A 10,127-nucleotide genomic window follows, 5' to 3' on the forward strand; every position below is an offset into this window, starting at 1 on the left:
GGGCGCTCTTCTCTGCCTCTTCCTTGGAGGGGCCAAACCCCACAAAGGTCTGAACGTGCCCGGCCTCGCCGTCGGCCCTCGATACGAGATTGATTTCTGAGATGTAAAAGGACGAACACTGGGCGGCGCTGGTTCCCTGATTTAGATCAACGTAACCGCGCAGTGCGTCACCATTGTGGAGTGGGGCAACTCGCCTAGGAGATGGCCGATGTTGAAAATAGTAGTTGCCGGAACAACCGCACTCTTCCTTGCTGCATCCCCGATTGCCAACGCGCAAACCTCGCAAACCTCTTCTGCGACTCCGGAACGGTTAAATGCAGCCGACCGGAATACGCTGACGGACATGAGGATTGATCTGGTAAAGGCCGCGTTGCAGCTGACACCTGACCAGGAGAAATACTGGCCCGCTGTAGAGAGCGCCATTCGTGCCAGGGCGGAGGACCGGAAAGCCCGCCTTGCAAAAATCGGAGAAACAGTGGGTAGACGGGCCGACGAAAACCGTGTCGAAGCCCTGCGCAATCGTGACCCTATCACCTTCTTGCAGCGGCGCTCGGAAGCATTGGCTCAACGATCAGCCGATTTGGATAAACTCGCCGAGGCGTGGCAGCCACTCTACAAAACGCTTAATCCCGAACAGAGGCAGCGCATGGCGGCCATCGCGATTCTGGTACTCCACGATATGAGTGATGCCGTAGACCGGCGCCGTGCGCTGTCCGAGGACGAGGACTGAGCCAAAGCAGTTCAATTCGAACCTAATGCATAATGGTCGGAGCATACGCAGCTAACTGACTGTATGCCTAGACGATGTTTGCTAAGGGTCTTGGCTGTAGAAGCACACTTTTGTAGATGAGCCGATAGCAAGCCAAGACCGGCTCGGCCTCAGGCCGCGATCACATAGATCAGCGGCTTGATCCCGACGATGTTGATGACCCGTGTCAGGCCAGAACCGAGAGTGCCATCTCGGCGGCTACTTTTGGGAGCGTTCTAGTGAGGAAGTGGGTCCCTCCCATGCGTGCATTCATCGTGCCGAACGGATGCTCGACTGTCTCGCGACGTTGGCGCATAGCGAGCGGGTTCAGGCATTCAGGCAATAGTGTCCATTGCCCACGATCCGCCTGCTCAACGAAGCGCCTCTCTGCTTCCCCCGCAGAATCACGAGAGAATCATGGCAAAGCAGCAGCGTTTCCACACAGCCAGGGTCACGAGCCGCAATACTTGCGGTGAGCAAAATCAAGTCGGCTCTGCCGCCAACAGCAGACCTCAGCAAGACCTCCCACACTTGTCGCGATGACCCAGGAAAAGACCTCGCTCCGGCAAAGAAAACCGAATATCTCCAGCGCAAGCAACTCTTGGTCGAGCCGAGACTGCGTCATCGCCGTAATACAAATATCCCCCGCTGTTACCATTCTGTCACGGATTTCGACGCTGCTTGTGCCCTAGTATTGAATGCCGTCTAACTTGGGGCCCCGCGGTTCGCGGAGCGCTTTGCAGTAGCCGCCACTGGTTGCAAATGCCGCCCAGAGGTTTGCAATGAGATCAAACAAACCGGGAAGCCGCGTCATCAACTATGCGGCAGCGGTTGCTGCTCTCGTGCTTTGCGCTGATGTTTCGCATGCCGACCAGGGCGGTAGCTCGTTCTGGTTTCCGGGTCAGTTTGCGAGCCTCGTGGCCATGCAGCAGACACCGGGCTGGGCGCTCAGTGTCATCGATTACCATTCCGGCGTCGCCGCAACCGGGGGCGCTGCTGCGGCCAAAGAGATCCTGGCCGGCAAAATCCCCGCGAACGTCAACGTTAATCTAAATCTGAGTCTGAGCGGGCGGGCCGACCTGATCGCCCTTGCGCCATCGTATACTTTCACGACGGCGGTGCTTGGCGGGCAGTTGGTCGTAGGCATGTCCGGCCAGTACGGCAGAGCCGCCACCAGTATCGCCGGAACACTGACAGCGATAGCCGGACCGATTGTGATGACGCGCACCGGAATGCTCGAAGGCTCACTTACCTCCTACGGCGACCTCGCGCCATTCGCGCAACTGCTATGGAGCCATGGCGTCGACAATTACATGGCTTACGTCACGGGCAATATTCCCGTCGGCGACTATGATCCGACGCGGATTCCCAACATCGGGCTCGGGCACGGCGCGATCGACATTGGAGGCGCCTATACCTATTTCGACCCGGCGGCAGGAAACGAAATCTCGGGCGTCGCCGGCCTTACCTACAATTTCAGGAATCCTGATACCCTGTACCGGAGCGGCATCGATTTCCACTTCGACTGGGGCGCATCGCACTACCTCACCAAGCAGCTTTTCCTCGGCATTGTCGGATATGCCTACCAGCAAATCACCGACGATTCCGGCCAGAACCCGATCCTCGGTGGCTTCAGGTCACGCGTTTTCGGTGTCGGTCCGCAAATCGGGTACGGCTTCCCGGTCGCAGACATGCACGGCTCCCTTAGCCTGAGGGGATACGGCGAATTCGGTGCAGCCAACCGTCCGTCAGGATGGAATACCTGGCTGACGTTCACCATTTCCCCGTCCGCGCCTGCCGCCATAGCGCGCACGAAGCATCTGGTTGTGAAATAAACCTCGTGCCAACCGGACGTCGGCTGCGATCGGCCGATGTCTCAAATGGGTCAAAATGCGAAGGACTCAACGTAAGCACGTCGGCCTCGTTGAACGGACCTCAATGAGGCGTGTCACCACTTCGCTGATGGGCCAGACCTGGACTCATCGCCGCAGCAAACGACATGCACGAACCGCAGTGATTTACTCAATCAATCGTCGGCGCGGGCGAGTGATCGAGCACTTTGATCACCGTCTCGTACCTTGTCGGCGCGCATCGCGCTCCGTTAGTAGACACCACGCCGCACGGCACGACGCGTATGGCGGTAATCGCGACGGTCGACACGACGCGCAGTCACGCGGGCGCGCCGATACGTGTAGGCCTGCGCTTGATCAACGCTTAACTCCACGACGCCACGCGATGTAACCTGCGGCGAGACTGGAATCGTCGCCAACACCACTGCCGCAAACAGCAGCCCGACAATTGAGTAAGCCCTCATTGCACCTACTCCTATTATCTACCATGGCCGTCAATGTCGGCCACTGTCACCAGATGTCAATGAATATGTGCAGCGCATCGAGCGACATAGTTTTCGCCAAAGCTTTGCACATGACTGCTCCAGATACTCAGGCCAGCAGGAAAAGGCGTCGAGGGGAATGGTGCACTGCGTTCATGCGCGCTGCACAAATCATGGAATGCTCATGTCTCAATTGGGTCAAAAGCAGCGGTGGACGCCAAGTTGGATCGGCGTCCGGTTTGCCCCTGACAGCCGACATGACACGCGCTCAATCGACCTTCGGCTAAGGGGCCAACAAACCGCCGCTGCCGCAAATTCTAAGACGCAAATTCCTTCGTTGATTGGTCAATAGCGCTTACTCAACTAGAGCGCGCGCACATTTCCAAATTTTCCCGACTGTTGCCGCTTAGGCACATCGAATGCTAGTCGGCTCAGCTAGGTTCGAGCTGGAACGCCGGACATCCAAAAAAGAACCGGCATCGTTCGGGTGAAACGTGGATGGAGCGAGAATAATGAGGAAGATTTTGTTAAGTGGCGTGGCCTTGCTGGCAGTGAGCATGGCGGCCCCCGCGTCGGCGGCTGATATGGCGGCACGCCCCTACACCAAGGCGCCGCCGCCGGTGGTCGCTCCGATCTATGACTGGACCGGTTTCTACATCGGCGCCAACGGCGGATGGGGCCAAAGCCACAATTGCGTGGATTTCGTCACGCTCGCAGGCACAGTTGCAAGCGGTTGCCGGGATCGGTCGGGTGGCGTTGTCGGCGGGCAGGTCGGGTATCGCTGGCAATCCAATCAATTTGTGTTCGGATTGGAAGCGCAGGGCGATTGGGCCGACCTCAGCAACACACGCGTCAGCCTGTTCAACCCGACACTTTCAACCACAGTTAAGACCGACGCCATCGGTCTCTTCACGGGCCAACTCGGTTGGGCGTGGAACGCGTCACTGCTCTACGTGAAGGGCGGCGCGGCCGTAACCAGCAATCGCCTGACAATATTCGACAACACCACCGGGATCGGTCTGGTCTCGGCAGATAACACGCGCTGGGGCGGCGCGCTGGGTGTCGGCTGGGAGTATGGCTTCGCACAAAATTGGTCGGTCGGTGTTGAATACGATCATCTGTGGATGGGACATGCGAACAACTCCTTCTCCGTGGCCGATCCGCGGCTTGCGGCCGTACTCAACGACCGGATCAGCCAAGACGTGGATATGGTCACTGTGCGCTTCAACTATCGCTTCGGCGGGTATGGAAAAGCTCCTGTCGCGGCGAGATACTGATCGCTCCAGTCTGCGCAAACCAAAGCCCCGGCTCGCCGGGGCTTTTTTGCGGGCTATGTATGGCTAGCGGTTGCTGCATCTTTGCAATGTCTGAGGTGGGTGAGAGCGCCGGTTTACAGATGTTGCGGCTGCTTTCGGTCAGCCCAATAAGCCGACGATAGTTGAGCGGCCTCGAACTTCTCAGGCCGGAGTTGCTGCGAGACCGACGCATCCTCACTCTCTCGCCGGTAGGGGCGCTCGCGAGAAAGCTAACTTTGAGCGGCTCGCCCAGGAAATCGATCCCTTTGTCGCGGCGAATGGAGAGCTGGCCGGCCTAATGATATTCGCAAAGGCCTTTCCGAGCTGGGACAGCTCAAGCTCGTCGGAGGCTATCATCGACAGGTGAAGCGCGTGGTCGTCGTGACTGACAGCGAGCTCTTCAAGGCCATACCGCGGATGGCGAAGCACTTTGTCTCGGCGCAAGTTCGTCGATTTTCGTCCGATCAAAAAGCGGAGACGCTGGCGTGGCTGGAAGCGCAATGATCCATATCGGCGTGATCCGCCCATAGTGCGCCCGCCAGGACAAGCCCCGGCTCATAGGATGGAAGTATCGGGCTTCTGTTTGATCCAGATCAACCTCCCTTTGTTAAGCAGCGCTGCACTAACACGGCCTGTGGCAAGCACCGACGCAGGCGAGACGTGCCCCTCTTATCGACGATGGCCTTGAGGGCGCAGGCTTTCACTGCCGTCGCGTCACAGATGGAGCCTTCCGATGTGGATCCTGATGTACGTCTTCTCGTATTCAGTTAGTCCGGCCGCCACAAATGACAGAGCGGAATGGAGGGTCCTTCCGACCGTGGTATTCCAGGAATTTTCCAGTGAAGAGCGCTGCCTGGCAGCGAAGTCCAAACTGGAGGAGCGCTTGAAGGAGGCGGGAGCCAGGATGAGAAGCGGTTTGGAAGACTTGAAGAGCCTGGGTCAGGCTGACCCAGCGCAGATCATCATTGCCTTCAACGTCGAATGCGTACCGAAGTAGAGGCAGTGAACCACGACCGCGCCGCGCGCCAGACGGGAAGTCCTTGTCGAAAGCAACAATCGTTCGCAGGCTAGTTCTTCGACAAGTTTGGACGGGGGAAGGGAATCGAACCCTCGTATTCAGCTTGGAAGTCAGACGCGGCCGCCGGGTACGGCAAACTGTCAGAAACCATTCGGCGGTCGCAAGAAATGTAAGCGCATAGCCGTCCGATAACTGCGGGTGTCCCACGATCGCCTCAGATTGCCGCTCCAAACCTACGAAGGGTTCATTCCGGAGGCAGGCTGCCGAGTCCTGCTACCCGCTACCCGAACGCCCAGTGACGTCGTTCCTGCCGCAACACATTCGAACGTAGTACCGGGGTAAATGCAATGTTGAGAGGCACAAACATGAAATTCCTGACGGCATTGCTCGCTACAGCATTTTCACTGGGATACGCGGGCCCAAGCGATGCCGTGGTGAGGATTATCAACGATCGGGGTGGGTTGATCCAACGTTACTTCGATCGGTACGAAAACTTGAAGAACACGGGCCAGACTGTGATCATCGATGGCCTCTGCGCCTCGGCCTGTACGATCGTCCTAGCTAAGATCCCTTCGGAAAGAATCTGCGTAACTGAAAGGGCAAATCTTGCCTTCCACGCAGCCTGGGACCTGGGGGCTGGCGGACGCCAAATTACAAATCCAGAAGCCACACGAATAATGTATTCAATGTACCCGGCTCCGGTTCGGAATTGGATCGCAACGCGTGGTGGTTTGTCTCGTCACACAATCTTCCTGCGCGGCGCGAGGCTTAAGGCGATATTTCCTCCTTGCTATCTAGACGCTGCGGTTTTCCTGCGCTCGTAGTTGATCAGATGCTGGTCTAACCCAGCCGTTCCGCGCGAGGCGTTAACATATTGGCGACGAACCACTGTGCACCCTGAATGGGTATTGTGCCGCCGGCAGCGAACTTCATTCGATCATGCAATGAGGAGGACAAGGATTCAGGCGAGGGTCTGCGGGGCAGAGACTTCCTCAATTCGAGCGACCTCGTAACTTCCCAACGTCGGCATATTGCTGCGCGAACCGCCGGGCCTCCTCTGCGCATGGCTTAGGCTCAGGTACGTTTTTGCCTGGGTCGTCGTGAGAGTTGTCCGTAAATCTCACGGTATAAGGTGGTAATGGTTCAAGCCTATCCGGCCCACTGCGGATTCAACTAGGCCCTTGAGGTCAAAAACCGCCCAGTAGCCCTGAAAGGCGTGAATGAAACGCCAGCGATGAGTCCGTCGACCAGGCTACCGCAAACGCCCACACGAGCACTCCGAGCAAGTACGATACTCTGATCGCAGCGCCCGCTCGATCGATCCCGTTCAGACCGTCGTGGTGCACCCCTGCGACGAGACCTCCCTGCGCTGCGGCGTCCTCGACAGCGCCAGCGCGGGCATCATCCGACCGATCCTGGTGGGTCCGGAGGGAAAGATCAGAGACACGGCCGACACTCACGGGCTCGACATCGCGAGAATCGAAATCGTCGATGCGCCGCACAGCGAGGCGGCCGCCGCTAAGGCCGTCGAACTGATCCACGCTGCCCACGGCGAGATGCTGATGAAAGGCAGTCTGCACACCGACGAGCTGATGTGTAGCATCACGGCCAAGGCCGGCGGTCTACGCATGGACCGGGCCACAACCAGACATCGGCATCTGATCGATCACCTCGTTAGCGCGCAGTAGGAATGGTCCGAGCGAGTCGTTGAAAACGTAAAGCGCGTCCTGCGCGACCACTGAGCGACACCACGTCTCGCGGCGGCGGTGAGGCCCCCGCTCGGCCCGCGCGTGCGGCAACTCCTACCAACCACTCAACGGAAATCTACTGGTTCGCCCGTTCGGCGTCGGCGGTAGCCATGTATTTCGATTGGAAATGCGCAACCCGCTCGCGCCACATTCCGACGAACGCCCCCGATGTCAGCTTATCCACCGATTTCCACTCGGCTTTGACGGCCGGAAGGGTATTCCGCCAGATCGCGCGTTTGCACCATTTTTCGCGTTTCTCCCTCCCTTCGCTGGTGGCACACATGGATTTCCAAGCGATGCGATCGGGTTGGCTGATGTGCTCGGCGGCGCCTTCCCAGCCTTGTTGATGGATCAAGTAAAGATCACTCAAGGTCGGCTTCTTCTGCGTCACCCACTCGAACAGAATGCCTTCGGTAATGACCTTGTAAGCTGCCGCAATGGCATTGTCGCGGGGATCAAGAATCTGCCCGGAGCCGAATTTGTTGAACTCGTACTTGCTCAGTTGAAACAGGCCGATATACGACCCCGTGCGCTGCTTGGGGTCGAAACCGGACTCGATCTTGGCAACCGCTTTCATGAAATGGAAGTCCAGACCGAAAGCGTCGGAAGCGCGCTTGATCTCCTCGACCGGCGTTCCGACCGGGATGTCCTTGAGTGACTTTAAGACGATCTCCGCCGGTTTCTCGGCAGGAGGCAGTTCGGACCAGACGTAATAGATGAGATAGCGAAAATCCTGCGTCACCGGCGCCGAGTTGGAGGCATTGCGCGTTGTCGGCCCCGGTTGGGCGACATCATGGTGGCCCAAGTCCACCGATTCCTGCACGGGCGGTAAATCGGCCGACAGCATCTGCGACGGATCGGGCAACGCAGCCACGACGATCGATTCCGGCTTATCCGAAGCCGCCGTCGTGTCGGTGGCCGTCCCCGCCGCGGGTTCGGCGGCCGTCGCCACTTCGGCGCCAGCCACAGCAGCGTTCGCGACAACGGTGTTAGCGACAACGGCGTTGTCCATTGCGATTGCCTGCGGTTCATCCGCGAGCCTGGCGTTGGCGGCGAGCGATGCTGCGCGATCCTCGATTGGCACTGCGCCGATGTTCTCGGTGCCGGCCGAACCGAAGCCAGCCAGCCAGCCAACGATCCCCCCCGCGAGAACGACCGTTCCGCAAAACGTCGGCACCACTGCCGTAAATCGCCGCGGGTTCATCATCCCGTCGCTTCCAAAGGCCCCACCCGAGCAATGCTGCACAGCCAAGCACGCGACGGGTGAATTTTCGGGTCGAGACATGGCCGCGCAATGGCGCAAACCGCGGTTCATCATCTTTTCCACGAAGTGTTGCCCGCATGCAACGCGCCGGCGGCAAGCAATTGTTCTGCGACGTAAGCGTGTTGGGAAGTTTCGGACCCATGCGACGCATGCGGCTAGTTCGCGGCGAGCCGGTCATGGTGAATGTCGGACCAACAGGTGCGCTTGAGTGGCCGTAGTCGGGGATGCCGTCCCTTCGAGCGGTCTGTCGTTGACGATTTATGGGATCATCTGAGCGAACCGAACCCATTGCCCAAGATCAAAGCGTCCGTCGCAACGGCCCTCACACCGTACATTGATCGGCCCGGCGATCAGCGCGACGGCTATTGCCGATTGTCTTCTTCCGGCAGATTGGCCCCGTCATTGGAATTGGTCCAATTTTCGACCCACTGCGACCAGATTTGAAGACGAGGCTATGGTCGGTAACGCCACGCTTCTTGCGTTGGACCTCGCATGCAACTTCACTGCATGAGGCACTGAATGAGGAGGCAGACTCCAATAATAGCTTTCGCCGCTTTCATGCTCTCTACAGGGATCGCACACGCTCAGTTTCCGTTTTGGCCGCAGGACAGGTTCTGGCCAGGCCACTACGCTCCGTTCAAACACAAGCACTATCACCGGCAGACAAACTCTGGATCTGCGAAGAACGCTCGGCCTGAGGCCCCTCCGAAGGGCCCGCTCCAGATCATCATCTCGATCGCTGACCAACGGGTCTCGCTTTTTGACAACGGGGCATTGATCGCACGCTCGACGGTGTCCACGGGAACTCAGGGGCATCCTACACCCCTGGGCGTATTCAGCGTGATCAGCAAACAACGATGGCACCGCTCAAATATTTATAGCTCTGCCCCCATGCCCTACATGCAGCGCATCACCTGGTCAGGGATTGCGTTGCATGCCGGTGTCGTGCCTGGGCATCCGGCGTCACACGGCTGCATCCGTTTGAAAAATGACTTTGCCATTCGACTCTGGCATCTCACGAAGCGCGGCACGCGCGTGATCATTGCGCACCACGATGTCCAGCCGGTCGAGATAACCAGTCCGCACCTCTTTAAGCCGAAAGCAGTGTCCGGTTCGCCGGAATTTCAGGCTGCCACAGTCGTGGGTAAGAGCGTTAGCACAGCCGCGGCAACGCATGGATCACCGGTGTCCAAGACCGAGACTCCAGAAGCCACTAGTCACGTGAATCTAAAGTTCGCCACATAAAGTCCGCTGAGCTTTATAGCAGAAGCGTTTGACGGAAGCCAAAATCTGGTCTGCGGACTTGGTCCATTTGAATGGCTTCGGTTTTCTGTTGTGCAGGTCGATGAAGGTACGGATGTCGGCCTCGAGCTGCCTGACGGAGGTGTGAACACCTCGCTGGATCTGTTTTCTGGTGAGTTCAGCGAACCAGCGCTCGACCTGATTGATCCATGACGCGGAAGTCGGCGTGAAGTGGACATGATAGTGCGGCCGACGGGCGAGCCACGCTTTGATCTTAGGTGTTTTGTGGGTGGCGTAGTTGTCCATGACGAGATGGACATCGAGGCCTTCAGGAACTTGAGCATCGATCCCTTTTAAAAACTTCAAGAACTCGACTGCCCGGTGCCGCTTATAGCATTTGCCGATGACGAACCCCGAGGCGACATCGAGCGCGGCAAACAGCGAGGTCGTACCATGCCGCACATAACTGTGCGTGCGCCG

Annotated in this window: 9 protein-coding genes and 1 pseudogene; 8 read left to right on the top strand and 2 right to left on the bottom strand. The window is 58.3% G+C overall.

The genetic code is table 11. The features are described 5' to 3' along the window. Positions 1-208 precede the first annotated feature (208 nt). From AC0L3X_RS45590 to AC0L3X_RS45620, 7 genes and pseudogenes are all read left to right on the top strand, one after another. Complete coding sequence (locus AC0L3X_RS45590; RefSeq protein ID WP_038945733.1) at positions 209-730, top strand: Spy/CpxP family protein refolding chaperone; 522 nt, start codon at positions 209-211, stop codon at positions 728-730. 800 nt (positions 731-1,530) lie between these two features. Continuing rightward, a complete protein-coding gene (locus AC0L3X_RS45595) occupies positions 1,531-2,583 on the top strand; it encodes a SphA family protein (RefSeq protein WP_063981889.1) in 1,053 nt (350 codons plus the stop codon). A 1,009-nt stretch (positions 2,584-3,592) separates the two neighbouring features. Next, complete coding sequence (locus AC0L3X_RS45600) at positions 3,593-4,357, top strand: outer membrane protein (RefSeq protein ID WP_038953383.1); 765 nt, start codon at positions 3,593-3,595, stop codon at positions 4,355-4,357. 342 nt (positions 4,358-4,699) lie between these two features. Then, positions 4,700-4,879 (top strand): SpoIIAA family protein, encoded by a 180-nt coding sequence (locus AC0L3X_RS45605; protein WP_049808091.1) that lies wholly within the window; start codon positions 4,700-4,702, stop codon positions 4,877-4,879. 229 nt (positions 4,880-5,108) lie between these two features. After that, complete coding sequence (locus AC0L3X_RS45610) at positions 5,109-5,372, top strand: hypothetical protein (protein ID WP_038945657.1); 264 nt, start codon at positions 5,109-5,111, stop codon at positions 5,370-5,372. Positions 5,373-5,758: 386 nt separating this feature from the next. Next, positions 5,759-6,217 carry a hypothetical protein gene (locus AC0L3X_RS45615; RefSeq protein ID WP_084795345.1) on the top strand — a complete coding sequence of 153 codons (459 nt, stop codon included), beginning with the start codon at positions 5,759-5,761 and terminating at the stop codon, positions 6,215-6,217. Between the two features lie 472 nt (positions 6,218-6,689). Further along, positions 6,690-7,030: pseudogene (locus AC0L3X_RS45620) on the top strand (phosphate acetyl/acyltransferase); the annotation flags it as partial. A 187-nt stretch (positions 7,031-7,217) separates the two neighbouring features. On the opposite strand, the gene AC0L3X_RS45625 reads toward AC0L3X_RS45620, so the two are convergent. After that, positions 7,218-8,459 carry a transglycosylase gene (locus AC0L3X_RS45625; protein WP_245328642.1) on the bottom strand — a complete coding sequence of 414 codons (1,242 nt, stop codon included), beginning with the start codon at positions 8,457-8,459 and terminating at the stop codon, positions 7,218-7,220. A gap of 504 nt (positions 8,460-8,963) precedes the next feature. Here AC0L3X_RS45625 and AC0L3X_RS45630 point away from each other — a divergent pair. Continuing rightward, a complete protein-coding gene (locus AC0L3X_RS45630) occupies positions 8,964-9,650 on the top strand; it encodes a L,D-transpeptidase family protein (protein WP_231145353.1) in 687 nt (228 codons plus the stop codon). On the opposite strand, the gene AC0L3X_RS45635 is transcribed toward AC0L3X_RS45630, so the two are convergent. Then, a partial coding sequence (locus AC0L3X_RS45635; RefSeq protein WP_473317519.1) for an IS630 family transposase occupies positions 9,633-10,127 on the bottom strand: 495 nt, incomplete at its 5' end. The two genes, AC0L3X_RS45630 and AC0L3X_RS45635, sit on opposite strands and share 18 nt — an antisense overlap.

Source organism: Bradyrhizobium sp. MI1.7, from assembly GCF_055811795.1.

Excerpts from the sequence above, each read along its gene's own strand:
- AC0L3X_RS45595 (WP_063981889.1), top strand. The coding sequence starts at position 1,531 with ATGAGATCAAACAAACCGGGAAGCCGCGTCATCAACTATGCGGCAGCG.
- AC0L3X_RS45610 (WP_038945657.1), top strand. The coding sequence starts at position 5,109 with ATGTGGATCCTGATGTACGTCTTCTCGTATTCAGTTAGTCCGGCCGCC.
- AC0L3X_RS45630 (WP_231145353.1), top strand. The coding sequence starts at position 8,964 with ATGCTCTCTACAGGGATCGCACACGCTCAGTTTCCGTTTTGGCCGCAG.
- AC0L3X_RS45625 (WP_245328642.1), bottom strand. The coding sequence starts at position 8,459 with ATGATGAACCGCGGTTTGCGCCATTGCGCGGCCATGTCTCGACCCGAA.
- AC0L3X_RS45600 (WP_038953383.1), top strand. The coding sequence starts at position 3,593 with ATGAGGAAGATTTTGTTAAGTGGCGTGGCCTTGCTGGCAGTGAGCATG.
- AC0L3X_RS45615 (WP_084795345.1), top strand. The coding sequence starts at position 5,759 with ATGAAATTCCTGACGGCATTGCTCGCTACAGCATTTTCACTGGGATAC.
- AC0L3X_RS45590 (WP_038945733.1), top strand. The coding sequence starts at position 209 with ATGTTGAAAATAGTAGTTGCCGGAACAACCGCACTCTTCCTTGCTGCA.